Raw genomic sequence first — 24,069 nt, 5'->3', positions numbered from 1 at the left:
CCGTGATTCCACACGCACAGTCAATCCCCGCGGCGCTGCTGGGACACCCGGGCTCGGGCGCCCGGATCAGACCGGGGCGCCGCCGCGCACCTCGCGCCTGGCGAGCCGGAGGATTTCCTCCGGGATCTCGTCGAGATCGAGCTCGCGGGCCGCCGCGCCGCAGTCGAGCGCGGCCTTCGGCATGCCGTAGACCACGCAGGAGGCGGCGCTCTGCGCGGCGGTGTAGCCACCCGCGGCGCGGAGCAGCGCGAGGCCCTCGGCGCCGTCGCGGCCCATCCCCGAGAGGACGATCCCGCCGCCGCGCGGCCCGAGCTCGCGCGCGAGGGACGCGAAGAGCTGCGTGCCCGAGGGCCGGAAGCCGTGCACGGGCGGCTCGTCGGAGAGCCGCACGGTACGCCCCCGGACGCCGAGGTGCCGCCCGTCAGCGCCGAGGTGGACCGTGCCCGGCGCGAGCGGGGCGCCGTCCACCGCGAGCCCGACGGCGAGGGGCGTGAGCGAGTCGAGCCAGCGCGCGAGCTCCGCCTCGAACCCCGCCGCGATGTGCTGCACCACGAGCAGCGGGATGGGGAGATCGCGGGGGAGCCGCGCGAGGATGCGGGCGAGCGCCGCCGGACCCCCGGTGGAGGCCACGAGGGCGAGCACCTCCGGCGCCACGCCCGCCTCCGGCACGGTGACCCGGGCCCGCTCCGGCGCCGGGCGGCGCGGCTCCTCGCGGCGCGGCGCGGGAGGCGGCCGCGGCGCCCGCCTGCGGCCGACGAGCAGCAGCCCCGCCACCGCCCGGACGGCCTGGCGGATCGCCTCGGCCTGCCGCTCGAACCGCGCGGTCCCGGGGTCGCGCGGCTTCGCCAGCACCTCGATCGCGCCGAGCTGGAGGGCGCGGAACGCGAGCTGCTGCGCCTCGCCGCCCGCCTCGCCGCTCACCACCACCACCGGCGTCGGGGCGACGCGCATGATCTCCTCGAGCGCCGCGAGCCCGTCGAGGCGTGGCATCCGCACGTCCATCGTGACGACGTCGGGCCGGAGCGCCTTCACGAGCGAGACGGCCTCGCGCCCGTCGCCCGCCTCTCCCACCACCTCGACCCCGGGGGCGGAGGAGAGGATGTCCCGGAGCACGGCGCGAAAGGCGCGGGCGTCGTCGACGAGGACGCAGCGGATCATGCAGGGAGGAGCTGCCGCACGAGGTCGAGCAGCTTCCCGCGCTGGACGTCGCGCTTCACGAGGTAGCCGTCGGCGCCCGCCTCGAGCCCCGCCGCGCGGTCCTCCGGGGCGTCGAGCGACGTCACGAGGATGACCGGGACGTGGGAGAGCTTCGGATCCGCCTTGAGGCGCCGGGTGAGGCCCAGGCCGTCGAGGCGCGGCATCTGCACGTCGCTCACGACGAGGTCGCAGCCCGACTCCCGGGCCAGCGCGAGCGCCTCCTCCCCGTCCTCGGCGGGGAGCACGAGGAACCCGGCGATCTCGAGGAGCGCCTTCACCGCGGAGCGGGTGCCGAGGGAGTCGTCGGCGACCACGATCCGGTGGCGGGCGGGGGCCTTCGCGTCCGCGGGGAGCCGCGCCGCGTCGACGAGGTGCGACGGCTGGAGCACCGCGACGACGCGCCCGTCGTCGAGCACCGCCGCGCCTGCGACGTGCTGCGCCGAGGACATCCGCCGCCCGAGCGCGCTCACGACGATGGCCTGCTCCCCGAGCACCTCGTCCACCGCGAACGCGACCCTCCTGCCGGCCGAGGCCACGAGCAGCGCGACGGTCGCCCCGGTCTCGCTCCGCGTCGTCGGCGGGCCGCTCGCGCCGACGACCCGCGCGAGGGGCGCGTACGGTACCTGGTCACCGTCGACCGAGACCGTCACCTGCCCCGCCACGGTCCCGAGGTCGCCGGCGCCCACGAGGAGGACGCGCTCGATGGCGTCGGCTGGGAGGAGCGCCACGCCGCCGCCGGCGCGGACGAGGAGCCCGGTGGTGCCGGCGATCGTGAGCGGCACGTCGAGGACGAAGGTGGCGCCGCGGCCGCGGTCGCTCGCGACGTCCACGCGGCCGCCGAGCCGCCGCACGGCCTCGGCCACGACGTCGAGCCCCACGCCGCGACCCGAGAGCGCGGTGATCTCCTGCGCGGTGGAGAGGCCCGCCCGGAACGCGAGCCGGATCGCCTCCGCGTCGCCGAGCCGCGCGGCCTCCCCGGCGGTCACGATCCCGCGCTGGACCGCGGCGGCCCGCAGCCGCTCCGGCGAGAGCCCCGCGCCGTCGTCGCGGACGGTGAGGACGACGCGGTCGCCGCGCGACTCCACCCGCACCGAGAGGAGCGCCTCCTCGGGCTTGCCCTCCGCTCGGCGCGCGCCGGGCGCCTCGATCCCGTGGTCCAGGGCGTTCCTCACGAGGTGCAAGAGCGGCCCCTTGAGCTCGTCGAGCACCCGGCGGTCGAGGCGCACCTCGCCGCCGGCGAGCCGCAGCGAGACCTTCTTGCCGAGCTGCGCGGCCAGCTCCCGGACCGCCGGGCGCAGCGACTGCAACGCCGCCTCCGCGGGGACCATCCGCAGCCCCTGGAGCGTGTCGCGCAGCGACTGGGCGAAGATGCGCTCGCGCTCCGCCTCCCGGCGGAGCTCGCGCGCGGTGCGGCCGAGATCGGCGCCGCGCGCACGGATGCGCTCGAGCCCCTCGTCGAGGGCGCGCGGGCGAGCGTCATCCGCGATCCCCGCCTCGTCGAGCCCCCGCTGCACGAGCAGGAGCGCCTCGCGCAGCGCCTGGGCCGTCCGCTCCAGGTCGCGGCCGCGGCGCTCGCGGCGAGAGACGCCGACGACGAGCTGATCCACGTCGGCGGCCGCCGTGTCGAGCCGGGTGGCGTCCACCCGGACGCTGCGCTCCTCGTCCCTGCTCGACCGCGCCGCGCCCTCCGGCGGCGAGGCGGGGCGGGGCTCCGCGGCCACCGCCACCTCGCGCAGCTCCACCACCTCCGCGGCGGCGCGCGCGAGGATCCTCGGGAGGTCGTCGCCGCCGCCTTCCAGCTCGCGAACCGTCGCCTCGACCCGGCTGGCCAGCTCCGCCGCGCGCCCCCGCAGCGCGGCCGCGAGGCGGCTCGCCGCCTCGCGCGCGCGCGCCACGTGCGAGGACCGCGCCTCGCCGTCCGAGGTGCAGACCGCGCCGAGCTCGGCCGCGAGCACCTCGACGTCGGCCGAGGGGCCGGCCGCCGACGGCCGGCCGCGCGGGTCCGGCGCCCCCGCCTCCCGGGGAAGGACGGCCCCGAGCCCCGCGAGCACCTCGTCCCTGTCGGCGATCCGCCCCTGCGCGGCCGCGGTGAGCGACTCCTCGACCGCGCGTGCAGCCCGCAGCACGGCCTCGACCGCCCCGGCGGGCAGGCCCCGGCCGCCGTCAGCGAGCACGAGCACGTCCTCCACCGCGTGCGCCGCCTGCTCGATGTCGTGGAGGCCGAGGCTCGCGGCCGTGCCCTTCAGCGTGTGGGCGATGCGGCGGAGCGGCACGACGGCGCCGGGCGACGGCGCGCTCTCGAGCTCCATGATCCCGGCGGCGAGCGCCTGGACCTGCTCGCGGGTCTCGGCCTCGAAGACCGGCCATACGCGTTCGAGGAGGTCGGCCAAGGATCAGCTCCTGTCGCGCTCCGCGACGCCGAGGCGCGAGGGGTCGAGGACGGCCCGCCGATCGGGCGTCACCCACGCGAAGGGTCCGCTCTCCGGCGGCCTCAGGTCGGCCAGCGGGATCTCGAGGCGCCTGCCCACCCGCTCGACCGCGAGGCCGAAGAGATCGCCCTCGTCGTCGAGGACGATCACCCGCGGCAGGTCCGAGAGCCCGCCGCCCTCGAGCCCGAGCACGTGGCGGAGATCGAGGACCGGCACCGGGCGGGTGCGCGCCACGATGGCCCCGACGACGCCGCGCGGCGCACCGAGCAGCGGGTGGACGCGGCGGGCGTCGAGGACCTGGTGGATCCGGGTCACCTCCACCGCGTACCTGTCCCCGAGGACCTCGAAGGGCAGGATCACCCGGACCTCGGCGCGCTCCTCCTCCCGCGCCTGCGCGAGCTCGCGGGCTCGCTCGCGCAGGATCGCCTCGGCCCGGGCGGCCTCCGCCGCGGCGCGCGCGCTCACCGGATCACCGCCGTGACCTTGCGGACCGCGTCCCGGAGCTGGAGGGGCGACACCGGCTTCGTGAGGAACGCGCTCGCGCCGACGAGCACCCCCCGCTGCCGGGACCCCTCGTCCCCGAGCATGGTGAGGAGCAGCACCGGGATGTGCCGGAGGGACGGGTCGCTGCGCATGGCGGCGCACAGCTCGAACCCGTCCATCACCGGCATGTTGACGTCGGAGATCACCACGTCCGGGCGCAGGGCGCGCACCTTCTGCAGGCCCTCCGCGCCGTCGCACGCCTCGCTGAACTCCCAGCCCTGGGCGATGAGGTAGATCTGGACGAGCGAGCGGAGCGTGTGGGTGTCATCGACGATGAGCACCTTCATGCGCGCTCCTCCCTCCGGGTCCGCGCGGTGGCCTCGCCGAGCCGGGCGGCGAGGGAGGAGAGGCTCGCGGTGGCGCGCTCCACGACCTCGGTGCCGGCCACCGCCTCCTCGGACGCGGAGGACAGGTCGGACATCGCGGCGACGATCTGCTCGACGCCGATGCCCTGCTGCCGCGTGTTGTTGGCGATCTGCCGGGCGGAGAGAGAGGAGTCGCGGATGGCCCGCGTGAGGCCGGAGATCGCCTTCGCGGCGTCCGCCGCGAGCTCCATCGCGCCGTGCGCGCGGCGCGTCCCCTCCTCGGCCACCTGCATCGCCGCCTGCGTCCCCTTCTCGATCTCGGCGAGGATGCCGCGGACGTCGCCGGCGGCGGAGGTGGACTGCTCGGCCAGGTTCCCCATCTCGACGGCGACCACCGAGAACCCGCGCCCGCGATCGCCAGCCTTCACCGCCTCGATGGAGGCGTTCAGCGCGAGCAGGCTCGTCTGTTCCGCCAGATCCTTCAGACCGGCGACGATCTCGCCGATGTGCCGCGAGCGCCGCGCCTGATCGGCGATGGCGCGCGAGAGGGTCTGGACCTGCCCGGCGAGGCTCCGGATCGTCTCGACGGTCCGCTCCAGCACCTGCTGGCCCTCGGCGGAGAGGTCCTCGGAGCGCTGCGCGACCTCGACCACCTCCTCCGCGTGGAGCGCCGCCGCCCGCGCCGTCTGGGCGATCTCCGCGGCGGTCGTGCTCGTCTCGGCGACGACGGCGGACTGGCGCGCCGCGAGGGCCGACTGCCGCGAGACGCCGCCCGCGAGGAGGCTCGAGTCCTCGGCGAGCTGGGCCGAGGCCTTCGAGAGCTCGTCGAGCGTCGCGCCCAGCGTCAGGCGCAAGGCGTCGAGATCGCGCCCGGCCCGCCTCACCTCCGCGGCGCCCTCGGGCACGAGCGGGCGGGTGAGGTCGCCCCGCACCGCGGCCCGGGCGGCCGCGGCGAGGCGCTCGGCCGGGCGCGCGAGGTGCGTGGCCGCGACGAGCACCGCCGCGAGGGCCACCCCCATCACGGCGAGGCCGCTTCCGCTCGGGAGCCGCGCCGAGGCCGCTCCCGCGGCGAGCGCGGTTCCGCCGACGAGGAGGATCCCCCATCGCAGCGGGAGCGCCAGGCGTCCGCGCCGCCAGCGAGGACGCCCGCTCGGACTCTCGGTCCGGTTCACTCGAAGACCTCCGACCAGGGGGACGCCGCTCCGGCGTCCGGCAGCGAGGGGTTCACGACTGCTCCAGCGCGTCCCGCTCCACGAGCTCGGGGGCGAGGACGGGGACGGCCTCGTCTCCCACCCGGCAGGCGCCGAGGACGAGGCGCGAGGCCTCCCCCGCTCCCGCGGCGCCCTCGGCGAGGAGCGGATCCTCGACGAGGCCGTGGACCTCCTCCACCACGAGGGCCACCGTGGGGGCGCCGTCGAGGATCACCATCATCGCGTCGAGCGACAGCGCGCTCGCGCCGCCGAGACGCACGCCGAGGTCGACGGCGAGCGCGGGGCGTCCACGCCAGACGAAGCTCCCGAGCAGCCAGGGCGCTGCGCCCGGCACCTTGTCGAAGGCCACCCGGCGCGCCAGCTCCGCGGCGCGGGCGGCGGGCAGGAGCACCCGGCCGGCGGCCACGCCGGCGAGCAGGTACAGGCCCGGGAGTCGCTCCCCCGGGCCGAGCGCCACGAGCCCCGCGCGAACGCGCTGATACTCCCGCTCGATCGCGCGGAGCTCCTCCACGAGCGCGCGGCGCTGCGCTCCGAGCTCGCTCATGCCCGCTCCCGTGGCGTGCGACTCGGGGTGCTCACGCTTCGGGCCGCCCGTGCGCGCAGCTCACTTGCCGTTCGACAGGGTCTTCGTCACGCGGACGAGGTCGTCGCGCGCGTGGCGGACGTCGTCCCAGTCCGCGGGCTTCGCGGCCTCGAAGCCCTGCTTCATGTTGAGCGCCTCGAGGATGCTCCTGTTGGCGGGGTCCTTCGCGAAGGCCACGAGGGCCTTCTGCACCTTGGCGACCACGTCGGCCGGCACGTCCTTGCGCGCGGCGAACGGGAGCGGCGAGTACGCCTTGGTGGTGTAGAGCACGCGGAGCTTGGCGCGATCCGCCTGGGGGAGGAGCTCGAAGGTGCGCGTGAGCCCGCCCGAGGCGGTCGCCTTCCCCTGCAGCACCGCCTGGTAGCCCGCCTCGTGGGAGCCGGCGACCACGACCTTCACGTCCTTCTGCAGCTCGAGCCCGCCCTCCTTCTGGAGCGCGAAGAGCGGGAGCACCGCGGCCCCGAACGAGCCCGCGCTCGGGATGGCGACGGTCGAGCCCTTCAGGTCCGCGAGCCGGGAGAGCTTGCTGTCCTTGGCGACGACGAGCACGCCCACCGTCTTCGCGCCGACCTCGCGCGCGAAGGCGGCGTACTGGTCGTCCTGCTGAACGTAGGCGAGGGTGTTGTGGTAGTAGAACGGGTACGCCGCCGCCTTCGCGCGCGTCCCGAACTCGGAGATGCTCGGGGCGGTGACGAAGCGGAGCTTCACCCCCGACATCTCGCTCACCTTGTCCAGGAACGGCACCCACTGCTCCGCGACCTTCGCGGTCGCCACCTGGGGCAGGACGCCGAAGTCGTAGACGGGCTCCTCCGCGCGGGCGGGACCCGCCGCGGCGGAGAGGGCGCCGGCGAGCAGCGCGGCGATCCCGGTCTTCAGGGCTCTCTTCTTGCGAACCATGCGTGCCTCCTCCGTTCAGCTGCGGTAGCGCTCCGCGAGGCGCGTGAGCCGGCTGGAGACGGCCTTGAGCCGCTCCGCCGCGCGCCTCGTCTCTTCACTTCCGGCCACGTTGCCCTCGGCGGCCTGCGCGAGCTGCGCGAGGGCTCCCACGATCTCGTTCACGCCGCTCGCCTGCTGGCGCGAGCTCTCGGCGATCTGTCGCGCCGCGGTCGCGGACTCGCGGCAGACGTTCGCGAGGTTGCCGATGGTCGCGCCCGCCCGCCGCGCCAGCGCCGCGGTGGAGCGCGCCTTCTCGCTGCCCTGCTGGGTCGCGGCGGCGGCGGCCTCGCTGCTCTCCGCGATCTCCCCGAGGAGCTTCGGGACCTCGCCGGCGGTGGCGCTCGACTGCTCCGCGAGCGCGCGCATCTCCCGCGCGATCACGGAGAAGCTCGCGCCGCTCTCCGCCGAGCGGGCCGCCTGGATCGCCGCGTTCAGGGCGAGCACGTTCGAGCGGAGGGCGAGGTCCTTGACCTTGCCGATGATGTCGCCGATCTCGCCCACCCGCGTCGAGAGCGCGCCGAGGCGCGTGGCGATGGCGGAGACCTGCTGCTCGACGTGCGTCGTGCTGCCGACCGCCTCCTCCACGATGCCCTCGCCGGCGCGCGACGACTCCTCCGCCGTCTGCGTCACGGTGATCACGCGGTCCGCCTGCTCGATGGCCGCGCTCGAGGTCTGCGCGATCTCCTGGGTCGAGGCGTTCATCTCCGCGACCGCGGCGGACTGCTGCGCGGCCATGGCGGCCTGCCGCGTCGCCGCGCCCAGCATGGCGTCGGACTCCTGCGCCAGCGCCGCCGCGGCCTCCTTGAGCTCGCCGAGCATCGACTGCAGCTCCGCGACCATGTGCGCGAAGCTGCGCCCCAGCGCCGCGACCTCGTCGCTCCCGGAGCGCCGCACCTCCTGGCGCAGGTCCCCCTCGGCGATCCCGAGGGCGGCCTGGGAGAGCTCCATGAGCGGCTTCGTGGTGAAGCGCGCGATGGGGAACATCGCGAGCAGGCAGGCGACGAAGACGACGGACGCGAGCCCCAGCGCGCGCCGGCTCGCCTCGGCGATCTGGCTCCTCAGGTCCGCGTACGGAAAGCCGATCTCCACCGAGCCGAGCACCTTCACGCCGGCGTCGCCGGCGGACCCGGCGCCGAGCGCCTCCTCCAGCCCGAGCGGATCGAGGTACTGCGCGTCGGACTTTGCCTTGAAGGTCACGAGCGCGACCACGTGGAGGACCTGGCGGCCCCCCACGGTCACCGACCGCTCGAGGAGCCGGGTCCCGAGCTCGAGGTCCGCGAGCTTCACCGCCTCCGGCCGGGCGACGCCGAACTCGTCCTTCAGGGCCTCGGCGAGCGGGCGCCCGCGCTCGTCGCGCACGATGACGTACGCCGCGCCCGGGACGTCGCCGAGCGTCGCCGCGCTGAGCGCCTCGAGCCCCGCCCTGTCCTGCGCGAAGATCAGGCTCGCCGAGGTGTTCGCCACCGTGAGGGCCGCCAGGCGGCCGCGGCTCGTCAGCTCCCGCTCGAGGAGCTTCTCCACCTCGCGACCGAAGGACAGCGCCAGGATGATCGCGACGATCGCCGTGGACGCCCCGGCGATCGCCATGATCTTGAGGCTCAGGCCGAACCGGGACCTCCGGGCCGCCTCGAGCACTCGGGGGGACGCCTCGCGCCCGGACGTGCTCGCCGCTGTCTGCATGCGCGCCACCTCTGATGAACGCCGCTCGTGCTCACGGAGCCCCCGGCCCGTCTCGCCGGGCGGAGCAGATTTCCAGCGAGTGAAGAACCCTAAGCTGGGGACAGCGCGTGCGTCAAATGAACCGCTCCCCTTTTGCACCGTCCGTGTGCGCGGCTCAATCTCACTGTCGGTCGCTCGCCGACACGGGTCCACCGGGTCGGAAACGACCGCGTTGAAAAACGATTTTCCCGCTCGAGATCACGTCGACTGGGCCCGGGGGCGCGCTGTACCATCCGCGAATCACCTCGGTCTGTGAACCATCACCGAGCGTTTGACCACGCATTTGAAGGGGACCTCATGAACACTCGCAACCCACTGCACGCGGCGGGCACGGCGCTCCTCGCCGGCGTCCTCGCGCTGGCGGCGACGCCCGCGCTCGCGACGGACATCTACTTCCGAAGCTTCAGCACCGCCGCGGCCATGGGGCCGCCGGCAGACGACTACGGCGCGAAGCTGGCGAGCATCACGGACCTCACGCTCGGCCCCGCCGGCAGGGTCAACTTCGTGAAGCTGCCGGGCATCCCGGCAATCCCCTCGCAGTTCAAGGGCGACATCGTCGCCGCCGTCGGGGCGGGCGCGGCCGGCGGCGGCTTCGACGCCGCGTACAACTCCGGCAGCGAGCTCAACAAGACCTGGGGCTTCCTCTTCAACTCGGGGGTGCCGTTCGGGCCCGGCTTCGACGAGTACCTGGGCTTCCTCTTCGGGAAGTCCGTGGACGACGGGCAGCGCTCCGGCCTCGAGCTGCTCCAGTCGATCCTCGACCTCAACAACCGGAACGTCGTCGTCCTCCCGATCGTCGGCAACGCCGAGCAGCTGTCCGGCTACTTCTACGAGCCCATCGGCGAGGCCCCCGGGCGCGCGGGCATCGGACTCGAAGGCCTGTGCCAGCGGAACTGGACGCTCCGCTACCTCCCGCCCGGCGAGTACACGCTCAACCGCGCCTGCGACGACCTCGTCGCCCGGGGCGTCATCCCCCAGAAGAACCTCAAGTTCATCGCGCCCATCCCGGGCGGCGGCTCGCTCGTCGACGCGGTGAAGCTGGGCTACCTCCAGGGCTTCGAGTTCGCGACGCCGCTCGACGACGTCTCGTCGCTCTTCAACACCGCCGACAACCCGGGCACGGTGGGTGTCCGCTACGTCCACTTCCCCGGCTGGCAGCAGCAGTTCCTCATCACCTGGATGATCGTCAACAAGCAGGTGTGGAGCTCGCTCAACACCGCGCAGCAGACGCTCGCGTACAGCGTGGCGCGTGACCACGTGCTCGCGTCGTACGGCGAGAACATGCGCCAGCAGGGCGCGGCCCTGAGGTACATCCTCGAGGTGAACCGCTACGACGCCGACCCGAACAACGACATCGTGCTCGTGAAGTGGCCGAGGAAGGATCAGGACCTGATGATCAAGTCCACGATCGCGATGCTCAACGATCGCGTCTACGACGCGACGCTCCCGGCGACGGACCGCCGCGACTACAAGACGGTCCTCGAGGCGCTCCGCAAGTACGTCGCCACGAGCGACATCTACTGGGACGACCGCAAGGTCGACTCGAAGATCCGCTTCGAGGGCTGGGTGAACGAGAGCGGCGAGACCTGGCAGCCGAAGTTCCCGAAGTAGGCTCGCCGGAGGCGGTGACTTAGTGTCCGGCGGCCGTTCCCTCGCGGGGGCGGCCGCCGGCGCATTCTTGGGCGGCGGCGTCAGAGGCCTTCGGCGGGCACGGAGAGGCGCACGAGGACGTCCGGCTTCACGCGGAGCGTCCCGAGCATCGCGCTGTACGGCCTCACGCCGAACGCGGGCTGGTGCAGGGGCACCTCCGCGACGAGCCGCTCGCCGTCGCGGCTCACCGCGACCTCGATCGGCCGGGTCACCCCGACGAGCGTGAGCGCGCCGCGGACGTCGTAGCCGCCGCCGTCGCGCCGGGAGACGCCCGTGGACGCGAAGCGGATGTCCGGGAAGCGCCGCGCGCGCAGCACCGTGGCCGCGATCGCCTCCTCGATCTCCCGCGCGTCCGTCGCGCGGAGCGCTCCCGCGAGCGGGCGGCCGTCGCGCATCGCCCCCACCACGCGCAGCGACGCCGGATCGAGCCGCGCGGCGACCGACGGGACGACCGGGTCCACGACGAGCTCGAACGCGGTGACGCGCAGGAGGAGATCGTGCGCGAAGGCCGAGAGGGCCCCCTCGCGGAAGGTGAGGACCTCGCAGCGGGCCGCGTCGGGTCCGTAGCTCCGCCTCGACAGGCTCGCCGGGTCCGCCATGGCCGCAGGATGGCGTCGTCCCATGGGAGGAGCAAGGACGGGCGGCGCGCGCACCTCATGGGTCCCATCGGCGCGGTGGCTGGCAAGTTAGTTCGTACTTACTTACAAAGCCCGGCATGCCACGGACGACCGAACCTCTCCGCGAACGAAAGCCCGCCGAGGACCGCCGGCGCGAGATCGCCGACGCCGCCCTGCGCGTCATCGCCAGCCAGGGGGTCGGCCGCTTCACCGCGCTCGCCATCGCGCGCGAGGTGGGGGTCACCGACGCGGCGCTGTTCCGGCACTTCCCGACCAAGGAGGCCATCGTCCTCGCGGCCATCGACCGCGTGGGTGAGCTCCTGTTCGAGGCTTTCCCGCCGCAGGACGCCGATCCGATCCGGCGGCTCGGCAACTTCTTCCGCCAGCGCGTCGCCGTGATCCGCGGCCGCCCCGGCATCGCCCGGCTCTTCGCCTCCGAGGAGCTCGCGCACGCGGCGCCCGCGGCCGGCGCGGAGCGGCTCGAGGAGTTCCGCGCCCGGTCCACGGACTTCGTCCGCGCCTGCATCGCCGAGGCGCTCCGGAGCGGCGCCCTCGCGAAGGGGCTCCGCGTCGAGGAGGCCTCGCTCGTGGTGCTCGGCGCGCTCCTCGCGCTGGCCCACTCGCGCGCCGTGCCGCCCGGCGACGTCGCCGATCTGCCCGAGCGCGTCTGGAGCACGCTCGAGACGTTTCTCCGCGGGGCCGCTCCCCGCCCGCGGAGCGCGGCCCGCCGTCCGCCGCCCCCCACCCGACGGCACCTGACCCGTACTCGAAGCCCAGGAGAACTCCCATGAAGACGATGCTGCTGCTGCCGCTCGCCCTGTCCGCCCTCCTCTCCCCCGCGCTCGCGCACGCCCACTGCGACACGCTCGACGGGCCGGTGGTCGTGGCCGCCCGGTCCGCCCTCGAGTCGGGCCAGCTGAACCCGGTCCTCGCGTGGGTGCCGGCCTCCGGCGAGGCCGAGATCCGCGAGGCCTTCGCCAAGACCCGCGCGGCCCGCAAGACCGGCAAGGAGGCCCGCGAGGTGGCCGACCGCTGGTTCTTCGAGACCGTGGTCCGCGTCCACCGCGCCAGCGAGGGCGCGCCCTACACCGGCCTCAAGCCCGCGGGTGAGGTCGAGCCCGCGGTGGCGGTGGTCGACCAGGCGATCGCGAAGGGCGATCCCAGGGCCATCGACGCGTTCCTCCGGGACTCCGTGCACGGTGGCCTCGAGGCCCGCTGGCGCCGGCTCGCGGCCGAGAAGCCTCCGGCCGACGACGTGGCCGCCGGCCGCCGCTGGGTGGCCGCCTACGTCCCGTTCGTCCACTGGGTCGAGGGGGTGCAGGCCGCCGCGGCGGGCCCCGGCGCGCACGGCCACGCGGGCGCGCCCGAGGCCGCTCACGCTCCGGAGCAGGCCCGGCGTGAGCCGGCGCGCGGCACCGACGCCCGCCACGTCCACTGACGCCGGTCCGGCGCGGCCGGGTGGACACGCCCGCCGCGCCGGATCCCCGCGAGCGCCGGCGACGCTTCCCGCAACGGCTCGACCGCCAGGGCCGCCCTCCGTCATCATCTTGTGAAAGGGAGGGCGGACGCATGCGACTCGGCAGGGGGGACAGCTCGAACGTGGAGGACCGGCGTGGGCTCGGCGGGGCGGGGCTGCGCCTGGGGCTCGGCGGCACGCTCGTCGTGGCCGCGCTGAGCCTCATCTTCGGGAAGGACTTCCTCTCGATGGTGGGCGGCGGCGAGGCGCCGTCGTCCCCCGAGCAGGTCGAGCAGCGCAAGGCGGAGGAGTCCCCGCTCGAGGACGTCGCCGTCGCGTCGTTCAACGACGCCCAGGACGTCTGGACGCGCGAGCTCGGCCGGCGCTACCGCCCGTCGCGGCTCGTGCTGTTCTGGGACGGGACGCGCTCCGGCTGCGGCGACGCCTCCTCGGCGATGGGGCCGTTCTACTGCCCGCTCGACGAGAAGGTCTACATCGACCTCGGGTTCTATCGCGAGCTCGCGCGCCGGTTCGGCGCGCCAGGCGAGCTCGCGCAGGCGTACGTCATCGCCCACGAGGTCGGTCACCACGTGCAAAACGTCCTCGGGATCGCCCCCCGGGTGCGCGAGGCGCAGGAGCGCGACCCGTCGGCGCAGAACGCGCTCTCCGTGAAGATGGAGCTCCAGGCCGACTGCCTCGCCGGCGCCTGGGCCCGGACCGTGGCCGACCGCGGGCAGCTCGACCCCGGCGACCTCGAGGCCGGCCTTCGCGCGGCGGCGGCGGTCGGCGACGACCGGATCCAGCAGACCACCACCGGGAGCGTGCACCCCGAGCGCTTCACGCACGGCACGGCCGAGCAGCGGGCGCGCTGGTTCCGCCGCGGCTACGACACCGCGAGGCTCGACGCGTGCGACACGTTCGGCGGCGCCATCGCCGGCGACGGGGAGGACCGGAGCGCGCCGAGGCCGCGCGGGCGGTCAGCCCCGGAGCCGTGACCTCCTGCGACGGACTCGACGCAGCCGAGTCGCGGGTCAGCTGCCAGGCTGGAACGTGGCCGTGAGGGTCCTCGCGCTCGTCACTGACACCGTGCACACGCTCCGGAGACGCTCGTGACCCACCGCGACCTGGAGCTGGAGCCGTCTGCCGAGCCGCCGTCACTGTCCTGAGCAGGACGAGGGGCGCGCCGCCCGCTCGTGCTCCAGCAGCCACCGCTTCCGCTCGACCCCGCCCGCGTAGCCGGTGAGCGCACCGCCCGCGCCGATCACCCGGTGGCACGGGATCACGATGGCGAGGGGATTACGACCGTTGGCCGCGCCCACCGCCCGCGCCGCCGAGGGCGCGCCCAGGCGAGCGGCGATCTCGCCGTACGTCCTCGTCTCGCCGAACGGGATCTCGGCGAGCGCGCGCCACACCTCGAGCTGGAACGGCGTGCCGCGGGGGCGGAGCGGGAGGTCGAAGGTGGTCCGCTCTCCCGCGAACCAGCCCTCGAGCTGCCGGCACGCCCGCTCGAGCAGGGCGTCTCCCCGGACGTCCTCCGCGGCGAGCACCGGCGCGCCGCCCTGATCCTCCATGTACACGGCCACGAGGGCGTCCCCGTCCGCCAGGAGCCGCAGCCTGCCCACCGGACTCTCCATCACCCGCTCACGCAAGGTCATCTCTCCGCTCCTTTCGTCGCCGGGGTCCACAGGTGCATCACCGCGTAGGCGCGCCACGGGCGCCAGGCCTCGGCGCGCACCTCGGCGACCCGGGCCGAGGCAGTGCCCAGCGCGCGGAGCACGCCGAGGTCCGCGGCAGGGAACGCGTCGGGATCGCCGGCCGCGCGCATGGCGATCACCTCGGCGGTCCAGGGGCCCACGCCGGGCAGCTCGAGGAGCCCCGACCGTACGGCCTCTACGTCGGCGCCGCGGTGCAGCGAGAGGCCGCCGCCGGCCACCGCCTCCGCCAGCGCCAGGATCGTCCGGGCGCGTGCCCCGGGCATGCCGACCCCGGCGATCCGGTCGACCCCGGCCGCCGCCACCGCCTCCGGCGTGGGGGCGAGCCGGTCGAGCCCCGGGAACGGCGTCTCGACGGGCTCGCCCAGGGCGGCGGCGAGCCGCCCGGCCACCGTGGTCGCCGCGGCGACGCTGACCTGCTGTCCCACGACGACGCGCACCGCGGCGTCGAACCCGTCGAACGCCCCCGGGACCCGCAGGCCTTCGCGACGACGGACGGAGCGCGCGAGGACCGGATCGCGCCGCAGCCACGTCGCGACCGCGTCGGGCCGTGCGTCCAGATCGAACAGCCCGCGCAGCCGGGCCACGAGCGGCATGAGCGCGCCCGCCAGCGAGAGCGACACCTCGGCTCGCAGGGCGGGCCGCCCAGGGTCGCGCGTCACGGAGACCCAGCCGCTCCGCCCGCCGAGGCGCACCGTCCGGCGATAGGCGCTGCCCTCCACCTGCTCCACCCGCGCCGTGCAGCGCGCGGCGAGGAACCCGAGCAGCGCCTCCCAGTCCAGCGGCGGGCGGAAGTCGAGGCGGAGGACGAGCGAGCTCGTCGCGGCGCCGTCGCCGTGGGCGCGCCGGATCGCCGAGGGCGGGCGGCCGAAGCGCTGCTGGAAGAGCGCGTTGAACCGGCGCAGGCTCGAGAACCCGGCGGCGAAGGCCACCTCGGCCATCGGGAGCGCGGTGTCGTGGAGGAGCTGCTTCGCGAGCGCCATCCGACGCGACTGCGCCAGCTCGATCGGGGTGACGCCGAGCTCGGCGGCCACCGCCCGGCGCAGGTGGCGGGACGTGACGCCGAGCGCCGCGGCGAGGTCGTCCACCGAGGCCTCGTTGAGGAAGCCCTCCCCGATCCGCGCGGCCGCCGCGGACACGAGGCGCGGGACCGCGTCCACCGGGCCACCCCCGGGCGCGAGCTCCGGCCGGCAGCGGAAGCAGGCGCGGAAGCCCTCGCGCTCCGCCTCCGCCGCGCGCGCGAAGAACACGCAGCGGTCGCGGCGCGGCGTGCGCGCCGGACACACCGGGCGGCAGTAGACGCCGGTCGTCCGGACGCCCACGAAGAAGCGGCCGTCGAAGCGGGGGTCCCGCGCGGTCAGCGCGCCAAAGCAGGTTTCGGCGTCGAGGATCACGCCCCCTGTCTAGCCGCTCGCGCGGACGGCGTCTGGCCGTTTTCGGACCTGGGGGCGACGGCGAGAACGCGCACCGGGGCGGGCGGACCCGCGCGCGTTCCTGGCGCCGGCGTGAGCGGGTGTGCGCGGCAGCGGCATGGCCCGCTGCGCCACGCCATGAGCGAGCACGCGGGTTCCAAAGCGAGCGGCCGAGCGAGTAGCATCGCACCGTGACCAGTGATCCCGTCGTGCTCGCGCTCCGCGCGGCCATCGCGGCGAACGACTCCGCCGAGCTGCGCGCCGCGCTCGGGGAGCACCTCCTCGGATCCGGCGCGCCGCGGGAGGCGCTCGACGAGCTCGAGGCCGGCCTCCGGCTCGCGCCCGGCTCGGGGCCGCTCCTCGACGGCGCGGCCCGTGCGGCCGAGGCCGCCGGCGACCCCGGCCGCGCCGCCGCGTACCGGCTCGCGGCGAAGGCGCTCGCGGGCCCGCCCTCGCCCGCGACGCCGCTTTCCACCCCTTCCCCGGCCGTCCGCGTGCCCGACGCCCGCGGTGACGTCGACGAGGAGGACGAGGACGACGACGAGGAAGAGACGCCGTCCCGCGGCGAGCGGCTCGCGGGCGGACCGAACCTCCGCCTCCTCTCCAGCGACGGCGAGCCGATCGAGGACGACGCGCCTCCCTCCGTCGCGTTCGCCGACGTGGGCGGGATGGACGAGCTCAAGGCCCGGCTCGAGCGGAGCTTCCTCGGGCCGCTGCGCGATCCCGAGACGTACCGCCGCTTCGGCAAGAAGATCGGCGGCGGGATCGTGCTCTACGGGCCGCCCGGCTGCGGGAAGACCTTCCTCGCCCGAGCGCTCGCCGGCGAGATCGGCGCGCGCTTCACGGAGGTCGGGCTGTCCCAGGTGCTCGACATGTGGTTCGGCGAGAGCGAGCGGCGGCTCCACGAGCTCTTCGAGAACGCCCGGCGCCGCGCCCCGACCGTGCTGTTCTTCGACGAGGTGGACGCCCTCGGGCAGCGCCGCTCGCAGCTGCGCGGCACCGCCGGGAGGAACCTCGTGAATCAGCTCCTCTCGGAGATGGACGGGTTCGCGTCGCGGAACGAGGGCGTGTTCTTCCTCGCGGCCACGAATCACCCCTGGGACCTCGACCCGGCCCTGCGCCGGCCCGGCCGCTTCGACCGGCTGGCCTTCGTCCCCCCGCCGGACGCGGAGGCGCGGCAGCGCATCCTGGAGCTGAAGCTCGGGGAGCGGCCCGTCGCGGGCGGCACCGACCTCGCGCGCGTTGCGCGCATGACCGACGGCTTCAGCGGCGCGGACCTCTCCGCCCTGGTCGAGGCCGCCACCGAGCTCGCGATCGAGGCGACCCGCAAGAGGAAGGCGGAGCAGCCCATCGACGACGCGCTCCTCGCGCGCGCCGCGAAGGACGTGAAGCCCTCCACGCGCGCCTGGTTCGAGGTGGCGCGCAACCACGCGATCTACGCGAACGAGGGGGGCGCCTACGACGACCTCCTCGAGCACCTAAAGGCGATCAAGCTCGCATGAGCGCGCCGGGGTTGCAGGGGCTGATCGGGCGGGCGCGCGCCGCGCTCGACCTCGGTCGCCTGGACGAGGCGGAGCGCGCCGCGCGCGGTGCGCTCGCCGTGGATCCCGCCGCCGAGGAGGGCCACGCGCTGCTCGCGCGCGTGCAGCTCCAGCGCGGCGCGCACGACGAGGCGCTCCGGACGGCGGAGGCGGGGATCGGCGCGACGCCGGACTCCGAGTGGCTCCACCGGCTCCGCGCGCTCGCGCTCTCCGCGATGGGGCGCGGCGACGAGGCGCGCGCCGCCGCGGACGAGGCGGTCCGCCTCGCCCCGGACCTCGCGCCGGCGCACTACGTGCGCTCGGTCGTCCTCGAGGCCATGAAGGCCCTCCCCGAGGCGCGCGAGTCCGCCGAGCGCGCGGTCGAGCTCGACCCGGAGGACGCCAGCTACCACGCGCAGCTCGGCGACCTCTGCCTCGCGCGCGATCCTGCGCGCGCCGAGCGGCACTACCGGGAGAGCCTCGCGCTCGATCCGGAGCGCGCCGCCACCCTCAACAACCTCGGCGTCGCGCTGAACGCGCAGAAGCGGACGCGCGACGCCGCGCTCGCCTTCCGCTCCGCGGTGATCCTCGACCCGACGCTCACCGTGGCGAAGCAGAACACCCACGCGTCCGTCCGCAAGCTCGCGGGGGGCGGCACGCTGTTCGCCGTCGCGATCGGGGTGACGCAGGGCGCGCGCCTCCTGGAGCGCATCGGCCGCGGCGGGAGCGAGTCTCTGCGCTGGGTCGCGCTCGCGGTGGTGCTCGCAGGCGCCGTCGCGACGTGGGGGATCTGGTTCTGGCGCCGCACGGCGGGGATCCGGCGGCTCGCGGAGACCGATCCGCAGCTTCACGCGATCTACGTGCGGCTCGAGGCCGACCGGAAGGCGGGGCGGCTGCGGTCGTAGCCGCGGCACGCGCGAAGGCGGATCCGGTCGCGCGAGCTGCCCCGCGCGGGCGGAGCGCAGCCGCGCGCGCGGACGCGTGGGGCCGCCCGCGTCACCCCGCGTGCGAACCCGGCGTTTCCCCCGGCACGCCCCGTCCTCGCCCTTCCCGCGCTCGCCGCCGCCGCCGACAATGCCGCCAAAGCCATGCTCCACGACCCCGTCGCCCGCTGCGAGGAACGCGTCGCCTCCCTCGCTGCGGCGTCGCTCGCGCGGGCGCGCGACGAGGCCGACCTCGCCGAGCTGCTCGGCGGGGTGTGGGCGATCGTCGAGGAGGAGCTCGCGTCCGGTCGTCCTGCGGGCAGCCCCGCCCCCGCGTGCGGTCCGGGGTGCGCGGCGTGCTGCACGGTGAACGTCGGGACGCTCACGATCGAGGGGGCGGTCGCGGCGGCGCTCCTCCGGCGAGACGTCCCGGCGGGCGAGCTGTCCGCGCTCGCGGCGAGGCTCCGCGCGTTCCACGACCGCGTCCGGTGGCTCGAGGACCGGGAGCGCATCTCGGGCCGCATCGCGTGCCCGTTCGCGGACGCGGCCGGGCGCTGCGCCATCCACGCGGCGAGGCCGCTCGCCTGCCGGAGCATCAGCTCGCTCGATCCCGCCGAGTGTCGCCGCGCTCTCGGCGAGCTCGCGGAGGACGAGCCGGGGCTCGTGGCCATGGATACGCTGCAGAAGGCGCTTCACGACACCGCGCGCGAGACCCTCTCCCGCGCGCTCGCCGCGCGCGGGCTCGACGCGCGCCAGCGGGACGTGTCCGGGATGACGGCAACATTCCTCGGCGGCCCGGCAGCGGTCGCCGGGTTCCTCGCAGGGAGCCGGATCCCGCTCGAGTGAGCCTCCCTGCCGAGCTGCCTGGACGCGCGCGCCCCCGGCCGCGAACCTCGCGGACGCGGGGGGTCCCGATCGACCGTCAGCGTCCGCGCTGCGAGGCCCGGGGGCCCTGCTTCTCGACGAACGGATTCCGCGGCTTCCCGACGCGACGCTCGACGTTCCTCTGATGCTCCGCGACGTCGGGCGACGCCGACGCGCCCTCTGCCGCCGCGTCCGCAGCCGCAGGCTGCGCACGGTGCACGGGCTTTCCCTTCTTCTTCCGCTTCGGGCTGACGGGCATGATCTTCTCCTGTGGCCGCAGTTGTAGACGGGATGCCGTCGACGGGCACGCGCAATCGGATCGGGGACGCGGGACCGAGCCGGCGAGACCGGGGATCCCCGCGCGCGCCGCCCCGGGCCGCGCGCTCCGCCGGCGCCCGCCGCGGGCCGACGATAAAACCTGCTTACTCAACGCGGGGTTGCGCTGCCTGGCAGGCGTCAGCCCCCCCTGCTACAACCCAGCGCTCGATGCCCGGCACCGACTTCGTCCATCTGCACCTGCACACGCTCTACTCCCTCCTCGACGGCGCGATCCGCATCAAGGACCTGCTGAAGACCGTCCAGGCGAAGGGCATGAAGAGCGTCGCCGTGACCGACCACGGCAACCTCTTCGGCGCGGTCGACTTCTACAAGAAGGCGAAGGAAGCCGGCGTGAAGCCCATCATGGGCATGGAGGCGTACGTCGCCGGCGAGAAGGGCCGGCACGACCGCTCCGAGCGCATCGGCCGCCACCTCATCCTCCTCGCGAAGAACGCCGAGGGCTGGGCGAACCTCCGCTTCCTCTCCTCCAAGGCCTTCACCGAGGGCTTCTACTACGACCCGCGCATCGACAAGCAGCTCCTGCGCGACCACTCGAAGGGCCTCATCGGGATGACCGCCTGCCTCGCCGGCGAGGTGCCGCGCCTCGCCCGGCAGGGCGACATGGACGGCGCGCGGCGCGTCGCGCGCGAGTACCGCGACATCTTCGAGCCAGGCTCGTTCTTCCTCGAGGTCCAGTCGAACGGGATGCGCGAGCAGCTCGACGTGAACGCCAAGCTCGCGCAGCTCGGGCGCGACGAGGGCATCCCGCTCGTCGCCACCGCCGACGCCCACTACGTCTCCCGGCAGGACGCGAAGGCGCACGAGGTCCTCATGTGCATCGCGTCCAACAAGACGTTCCAGGACCCGAAGCGCCTGCGCCACGACACCGACGGGCTCTTCATCCAGTCGCCCGACGACATGGTCGCGGCGCTCCCGGACTACCGCGAGGCGATCGACAACACGCTCCGCATCGCCGAGCTGTGCAACGTCGAGCTGCAGCTCGGGAAGTCCTTCCTCCCGCGCTTCCAGCTCCCCGACGGCGTCTCCGAGGAGGCCTGGATCGAGAAGCTCGCGAAGGACGGGCTCGACGCGCGCTTCCGCGAGATCGACGGCAAGTACCCGCACGACCGCGACGCCTACCGGCAGCGGCTGGAGATGGAGCTCGGCGTCATCAAGAAGATGGGGTTCAGCGGCTACTTCCTCATCGTCCAGGACTTCATCAACTGGGGGAAGCAGCACCAGATCCCGGTCGGCCCCGGCCGCGGCTCGGGCGCGGGCTCCATCGTCGCCTGGTCGCTCCGCATCACCGACCTCGACCCGCTCCGCTGGAACCTGCTCTTCGAGCGGTTCCTCAATCCGGAGCGCGTGTCGATGCCCGACTTCGACGTCGACTTCTGCCAGAACCGGCGCGACGAGGTCATCGACTACGTCCGCGAGAAGTACGGCAAGGACAACGTCGGCCAGATCATCACCTTCGGCTCGCTCAAGGCGCGCTCGGTCATCCGCGACGTCATCCGCGTGATGGGGTTGCCCTTCGCCGAGGGCGACAAGATCGCGAAGCTCGTCCCGGACCCCGTCCAGGGCAAGACGCCGCCGCTCAAGGAGCTCGTGTTCGGCAGCGACAAGCTGCCGGCGGAGCCGCGGCTGGAGGAGCTCTACAAGAAGCCGACCGTCATCTCGCAGTGGGTCGACGAGAAGGGCGTCCAGCAGACGGTCACGACCAAGGACCTGCTCGACATCGCGATGAGCCTCGAGGGCCTGAACCGCCAGGCCGGGCTCCACGCCGCGGGCGTCGTCATCGCGGACAAGCCGCTCTGGGAGTACGTGCCGGCGTACAAGGACGACAAGTCCGAGATGCTGGTGTCGCAGTTCGCGAAGGAGGAGGTCGAGGCGGCGGGCCTCGTGAAGTTCGACTTCCTCGGCCTCAAGACCCTCACCGTCATCGACGACGCCCTCCGGATGGTGAAGCAGAACCACCCGGAGATGAAGGACTTCACCGCCGCCGACATCCCCATCGACGATCCCAAGGTCTACGAGCTCATCAGCCGCGGCGACACCGCCGGCGTGTTCCAGATGGAGTCCTCGGGCTTCACCGAGATGGTGATCAAGATGAAGCCCTCGCGGTTCGAGGACGTCATCGCCGCGGGCGCGCTCTACCGGCCCGGCCCCCTCGACCAGAAGCTCGAGGACGGCCGCACCATGGTGGACGTCTACATCGACCGCAAGCACGGCCGCGAGAAGGTGGTCTACGACCACCCCAAGCTCGAGCCGGTCCTGGAGCCGACCTACGGCGTCATCGTCTACCAGGAGCAGGTGATGCAGATCTCGCAGGTCCTGGCGGGCTATTCGCTGGGACAGGCGGACCTCCTTCGCCGCGCGATGGGGAAGAAGAAGGCCGAGGTCATGGCCAAGGAGCGCGTCGGCTTCCTCGCGGGCGCCGTCAAGAGCGGCGTGGACGAGAAGGTCGCCGGCGGCATCTTCGACCTCATGGAGAAGTTCGCGGCGTACGGCTTCAACAAGTCGCACTCCGCCGCGTACGGGCTCCTCACCGTCCAGACCGCCTGGCTCAAGGCGCACTATCCGGTCGAGTTCATGGCCGCGCTCATCTCGAGCGAGGCGTCGAACACCGACAAGGTCGTGCTGCACATCTCCGAGGCGCGCGCCGACGGGATCGAGGTGCTCCCGCCGGACGTGAACGAGTCCTTCAAGGACTTCGGCGCGTTCGGCCCGGCGGAGGCGGGGGGGAGTGGGCGAAGCGAGGGCCGCCCCGGCAAAAACTCCAAGGGGCGGATCCGCTTCGGCCTGGGCGCCGTGCGCGGCGTGGGCGACTCCGCCGTGCAGGCCATCCTGGAGGCGCGCGCGGAGGGCGGGCCGTTCAAGAGCCTCTACGACCTCGCCTCGCGCGTGGACTCGAAGAAGATCAACAAGAAGGTGGTCGAGGCGCTCGTGAAGTCCGGCGCGCTCGACTTCGAGGGCGTGCCGCGCTGGCAACTCTTCGCCGGCATCGACTCCGCCTTCGCGGCCGGCGCCTCCGCGCAGGCCGATCGCGCCTCCGGCCAGGCGAGCCTGTTCGGCGCCCTCCCCGCCGCGCAGGTCGAGCAGAAGCCGCGCTACCCGCGGCCCGGCGACGTCATCGGCGAGCTCACCGTCGAGGAGTGGCCGGAGCGCGTGCGGCTCGCGCTGGAGAAGGAGGCGCTCGGCTTCTACCTCACCGGCCACCCGCTGCAGGGCTACGAGAAGGAGGTCCGACGGTACGCCTCGACCACCTGCGCCGCGGTCGCGAACAAGCGGCACGGCGACAAGGTCTCCGTCGTGGGCGTCGTCGCGGCGGTGCGCGAGCGGATGAACAAGGAGAAGGGCACGCGCTTCGGCTTCCTCACGCTCGAGGATCTCACCGGCACGGTCGAGGTGGTGTGCTGGGCCTCGCGCCCGGCGACCGGCCAGCGGCCCGCGCAGAAGGGCTGGACGGACTGGGAGGTCTTCTGCAAGTCCGACGAGCCGCTGCTCGTCCACGGCGAGGTCCGCATCAACAACCGCGAGGAGGAGAACCCGCGGGCGGAGATCACCGCCATCGACATCGAGCCGCTCTCGCTCGTGCGCAAGCAGAAGACCTCGGAGATCGCGCTCCGCATCGACGCGGAGCGGCTCTCGAAGGAGCGCGCGACCGACCTGAAGGCGCTCCTCGCCCGCAACCCCGGCACCTGCACGGTCACCGTGCGCGCCGTCGTCCCGGAGCAGAGCGAGACGACCGTCTCGGTTCCGGCGAAGGTGCAGCCGACGGACGACCTGCTCGAGTCGGCGCGGCGGCTCGGGTTCGAGGTGGAGCTGCGCTGAGCCGGCCGCCGCCGGGACAGGACAGCTCGGCGACGATCCTCCGCCCCGTACGCAACGACCTAGATCTCCGGGACCGCCTCGCTCCGCTCGATGGGGATGACGCGCGCGCGGAACTCCCCGGCTCCACGCCGCCCCCGGGCGGCGCGTCCGCGGGTCTCCGGCCACGCGAGTGACCACCCGAGGACGGTGAGCGCCTCCAGCGCGGCGTCCGCGAGGTAGATGCGCCGGATCCGCCCGCGCGCCGCGTACCAGCCGCCGGCGCCGCCGAGCGCCGCCGCGGACGCGGCGCCGAGGAACGCGATCTCCTCCGTCACGCGGCGCCGGGCCCCCGCCAGGACGAGCGTCCCGCCCACCGCCGCGATGAGGGCGCCGACCGTCTTCACGAGCCAGCCCGCCTGCTTCGGCCCGGTCACGACCTCGAAGCTTCGAAGGTGGACGATCGGCCAGATCCCGGTCGCCACCCAGTACGCGCCCTGGGCGAGCGCCAGCCTGCGCGGGAGTGCAGTCGCTTCCATGCGGAGAACCTGCGCATCCCGCCCCTCTCGCGCGGCGCGCCGCTAGAGCGGAGGTCGCGAGAGCGTGCACACGCGCCCGGGGCCGTCCGCGATCGTGCCGCAGGTGAGGCCCTGCGGGCACTCCGCGCTCGTCTCGCAGCGGATCTCGCAGGTCCGGAACGTCGGTTTGCCTGGGCCGCAGCCGGCGATGCCGCAGTACTCCACGCAGGTCTGCCCGGTCGCGCACCCGGTCTCCGGGCAGGGCTCGTGCAGCCCGGCGGCGGGAGCCGGCGGCGCCTCGCTCGGCGCGGCCGTGGCGGTCGCCGCGGGCGCCGCCGCCGCTCCG

At 74.4% G+C, this 24,069-nt stretch carries 21 protein-coding genes; 8 read left to right on the top strand and 13 right to left on the bottom strand.

Translation table 11 applies throughout. The annotated features are described in order from the left end of the window. Positions 1-66: 66 nt before the first annotated feature. The 8 genes from cheB to MNY60_RS13050 are packed head-to-tail and all read right to left on the bottom strand — an operon-like array spanning position 67 to position 8,884. A complete protein-coding gene (gene cheB, locus MNY60_RS13085; RefSeq protein ID WP_242355544.1) occupies positions 67-1,158 on the bottom strand; it encodes a chemotaxis-specific protein-glutamate methyltransferase CheB in 1,092 nt (363 codons plus the stop codon). Then, positions 1,155-3,587 carry a response regulator gene (locus MNY60_RS13080; RefSeq protein WP_242340125.1) on the bottom strand — a complete coding sequence of 811 codons (2,433 nt, stop codon included), beginning with the start codon at positions 3,585-3,587 and terminating at the stop codon, positions 1,155-1,157. Before MNY60_RS13080 ends, cheB begins: the two co-directional genes overlap by 4 nt. A 3-nt stretch (positions 3,588-3,590) precedes the next feature. Next, a complete protein-coding gene (locus MNY60_RS13075; protein ID WP_242340126.1) occupies positions 3,591-4,091 on the bottom strand; it encodes a chemotaxis protein CheW in 501 nt (166 codons plus the stop codon). Continuing rightward, entirely contained in the window at positions 4,088-4,456 is a 369-nt protein-coding gene (locus MNY60_RS13070) for a PleD family two-component system response regulator (protein WP_242340127.1), read from the bottom strand. Before MNY60_RS13070 ends, MNY60_RS13075 begins: the two co-directional genes overlap by 4 nt. Continuing rightward, entirely contained in the window at positions 4,453-5,646 is a 1,194-nt protein-coding gene (locus MNY60_RS13065; protein ID WP_242360759.1) for a methyl-accepting chemotaxis protein, read from the bottom strand. The genes MNY60_RS13070 and MNY60_RS13065 overlap by 4 nt, the downstream gene beginning before the upstream one ends. Positions 5,647-5,698: 52 nt before the next feature. Then, entirely contained in the window at positions 5,699-6,229 is a 531-nt protein-coding gene (locus MNY60_RS13060; protein WP_242340129.1) for a chemotaxis protein CheW, read from the bottom strand. Positions 6,230-6,289: 60 nt separating this feature from the next. Next, positions 6,290-7,165, bottom strand: a complete 876-nt coding sequence (locus tag MNY60_RS13055; RefSeq protein WP_242340130.1) for a phosphate/phosphite/phosphonate ABC transporter substrate-binding protein — start codon at positions 7,163-7,165, stop codon at positions 6,290-6,292. Between the two features lie 15 nt (positions 7,166-7,180). Then, positions 7,181-8,884, bottom strand: a complete 1,704-nt coding sequence (locus MNY60_RS13050) for a methyl-accepting chemotaxis protein (protein ID WP_242340131.1) — start codon at positions 8,882-8,884, stop codon at positions 7,181-7,183. Positions 8,885-9,220: 336 nt separating this feature from the next. Here MNY60_RS13050 and MNY60_RS13045 point away from each other — a divergent pair, with 336 nt between their 5' ends. Beyond that, positions 9,221-10,534, top strand: coding sequence for a hypothetical protein (locus MNY60_RS13045; RefSeq protein WP_242340132.1), 1,314 nt, complete (start codon positions 9,221-9,223; stop codon positions 10,532-10,534). 80 nt (positions 10,535-10,614) lie between these two features. On the opposite strand, the gene MNY60_RS13040 is transcribed toward MNY60_RS13045, so the two are convergent. Continuing rightward, positions 10,615-11,172, bottom strand: a complete 558-nt coding sequence (locus MNY60_RS13040; RefSeq protein WP_242355546.1) for a YceI family protein — start codon at positions 11,170-11,172, stop codon at positions 10,615-10,617. Between the two features lie 116 nt (positions 11,173-11,288). On the opposite strand from MNY60_RS13040, the gene MNY60_RS13035 reads away from it, so the two are divergent. The 3 genes from MNY60_RS13035 to MNY60_RS13025 all read left to right on the top strand — a co-directional run bounded on the left by MNY60_RS13035 (position 11,289) and on the right by MNY60_RS13025 (position 13,641). After that, a complete protein-coding gene (locus MNY60_RS13035) occupies positions 11,289-11,981 on the top strand; it encodes a TetR/AcrR family transcriptional regulator (RefSeq protein ID WP_242340134.1) in 693 nt (230 codons plus the stop codon). After that, on the top strand, positions 11,978-12,628 hold the full coding sequence (locus MNY60_RS13030) for a DUF6448 family protein (RefSeq protein ID WP_242355548.1): 651 nt from the start codon (positions 11,978-11,980) through the stop codon (positions 12,626-12,628). The genes MNY60_RS13035 and MNY60_RS13030 overlap by 4 nt, the downstream gene beginning before the upstream one ends. A gap of 131 nt (positions 12,629-12,759) precedes the next feature. After that, a complete protein-coding gene (locus tag MNY60_RS13025) occupies positions 12,760-13,641 on the top strand; it encodes a neutral zinc metallopeptidase (RefSeq protein ID WP_242355550.1) in 882 nt (293 codons plus the stop codon). A 159-nt stretch (positions 13,642-13,800) separates the two neighbouring features. On the opposite strand, the gene MNY60_RS13020 is transcribed toward MNY60_RS13025, so the two are convergent. Together MNY60_RS13020 and MNY60_RS13015 are read right to left on the bottom strand one after the other, a co-directional pair. Next, positions 13,801-14,301, bottom strand: a complete 501-nt coding sequence (locus MNY60_RS13020) for a methylated-DNA--[protein]-cysteine S-methyltransferase (RefSeq protein WP_242355552.1) — start codon at positions 14,299-14,301, stop codon at positions 13,801-13,803. Continuing rightward, the gene (locus MNY60_RS13015; RefSeq protein WP_242355554.1) at positions 14,298-15,752 is read right to left on the bottom strand and encodes a DNA-3-methyladenine glycosylase 2; all 1,455 of its coding nucleotides are present in this window, start codon (positions 15,750-15,752) and stop codon (positions 14,298-14,300) included. Before MNY60_RS13015 ends, MNY60_RS13020 begins: the two co-directional genes overlap by 4 nt. 209 nt (positions 15,753-15,961) lie before the next feature. Between MNY60_RS13015 and MNY60_RS24300 the strand changes: the two genes are divergently transcribed. The 4 genes from MNY60_RS24300 to dnaE all read left to right on the top strand — a co-directional run bounded on the left by MNY60_RS24300 (position 15,962) and on the right by dnaE (position 23,229). Continuing rightward, complete coding sequence (locus MNY60_RS24300) at positions 15,962-17,272, top strand: 26S protease regulatory subunit (RefSeq protein ID WP_242360757.1); 1,311 nt, start codon at positions 15,962-15,964, stop codon at positions 17,270-17,272. Next, complete coding sequence (locus MNY60_RS13005; RefSeq protein ID WP_242360756.1) at positions 17,269-18,195, top strand: tetratricopeptide repeat protein; 927 nt, start codon at positions 17,269-17,271, stop codon at positions 18,193-18,195. Before MNY60_RS24300 ends, MNY60_RS13005 begins: the two co-directional genes overlap by 4 nt. A 183-nt stretch (positions 18,196-18,378) precedes the next feature. Then, a complete protein-coding gene (locus tag MNY60_RS13000; protein ID WP_242360754.1) occupies positions 18,379-19,059 on the top strand; it encodes a YkgJ family cysteine cluster protein in 681 nt (226 codons plus the stop codon). Between the two features lie 504 nt (positions 19,060-19,563). After that, complete coding sequence (gene dnaE / locus MNY60_RS12995; RefSeq protein ID WP_242360752.1) at positions 19,564-23,229, top strand: DNA polymerase III subunit alpha; 3,666 nt, start codon at positions 19,564-19,566, stop codon at positions 23,227-23,229. Positions 23,230-23,288: 59 nt separating this feature from the next. Here the strand turns inward: dnaE and MNY60_RS12990 are convergent, their stop codons facing one another. Continuing rightward, positions 23,289-23,744 carry a hypothetical protein gene (locus tag MNY60_RS12990; protein WP_242360751.1) on the bottom strand — a complete coding sequence of 152 codons (456 nt, stop codon included), beginning with the start codon at positions 23,742-23,744 and terminating at the stop codon, positions 23,289-23,291. Positions 23,745-23,786: 42 nt separating this feature from the next. Next, on the bottom strand, positions 23,787-24,069 hold a 283-nt coding region (locus MNY60_RS12985), incomplete at its 5' end, for a hypothetical protein (protein ID WP_242360749.1).

The organism is Anaeromyxobacter sp. SG17 (genome assembly GCF_022690695.1).
Classification (GTDB): Bacteria; Myxococcota; Myxococcia; order Myxococcales; family Anaeromyxobacteraceae; genus Anaeromyxobacter; species Anaeromyxobacter soli.
Note: the sequence above shows the minus strand (reverse complement) of the source record. Positions and strands in the feature narration are given on the sequence as shown.

Excerpts from the sequence above, each read along its gene's own strand:
- MNY60_RS13045 (WP_242340132.1), top strand. The coding sequence starts at position 9,221 with ATGAACACTCGCAACCCACTGCACGCGGCGGGCACGGCGCTCCTCGCC.
- MNY60_RS13070 (WP_242340127.1), bottom strand. The coding sequence starts at position 4,456 with ATGAAGGTGCTCATCGTCGATGACACCCACACGCTCCGCTCGCTCGTC.
- MNY60_RS13050 (WP_242340131.1), bottom strand. The coding sequence starts at position 8,884 with ATGCAGACAGCGGCGAGCACGTCCGGGCGCGAGGCGTCCCCCCGAGTG.
- MNY60_RS13025 (WP_242355550.1), top strand. The coding sequence starts at position 12,760 with ATGCGACTCGGCAGGGGGGACAGCTCGAACGTGGAGGACCGGCGTGGG.
- MNY60_RS13020 (WP_242355552.1), bottom strand. The coding sequence starts at position 14,301 with ATGACCTTGCGTGAGCGGGTGATGGAGAGTCCGGTGGGCAGGCTGCGG.
- MNY60_RS13005 (WP_242360756.1), top strand. The coding sequence starts at position 17,269 with ATGAGCGCGCCGGGGTTGCAGGGGCTGATCGGGCGGGCGCGCGCCGCG.
- cheB (WP_242355544.1), bottom strand. The coding sequence starts at position 1,158 with ATGATCCGCTGCGTCCTCGTCGACGACGCCCGCGCCTTTCGCGCCGTG.
- MNY60_RS13055 (WP_242340130.1), bottom strand. The coding sequence starts at position 7,165 with ATGGTTCGCAAGAAGAGAGCCCTGAAGACCGGGATCGCCGCGCTGCTC.
- MNY60_RS13040 (WP_242355546.1), bottom strand. The coding sequence starts at position 11,172 with ATGGCGGACCCGGCGAGCCTGTCGAGGCGGAGCTACGGACCCGACGCG.
- MNY60_RS13035 (WP_242340134.1), top strand. The coding sequence starts at position 11,289 with ATGCCACGGACGACCGAACCTCTCCGCGAACGAAAGCCCGCCGAGGAC.
- dnaE (WP_242360752.1), top strand. The coding sequence starts at position 19,564 with ATGCCCGGCACCGACTTCGTCCATCTGCACCTGCACACGCTCTACTCC.
- MNY60_RS12990 (WP_242360751.1), bottom strand. The coding sequence starts at position 23,744 with ATGGAAGCGACTGCACTCCCGCGCAGGCTGGCGCTCGCCCAGGGCGCG.
- MNY60_RS13000 (WP_242360754.1), top strand. The coding sequence starts at position 18,379 with ATGCTCCACGACCCCGTCGCCCGCTGCGAGGAACGCGTCGCCTCCCTC.
- MNY60_RS13060 (WP_242340129.1), bottom strand. The coding sequence starts at position 6,229 with ATGAGCGAGCTCGGAGCGCAGCGCCGCGCGCTCGTGGAGGAGCTCCGC.
- MNY60_RS13030 (WP_242355548.1), top strand. The coding sequence starts at position 11,978 with ATGAAGACGATGCTGCTGCTGCCGCTCGCCCTGTCCGCCCTCCTCTCC.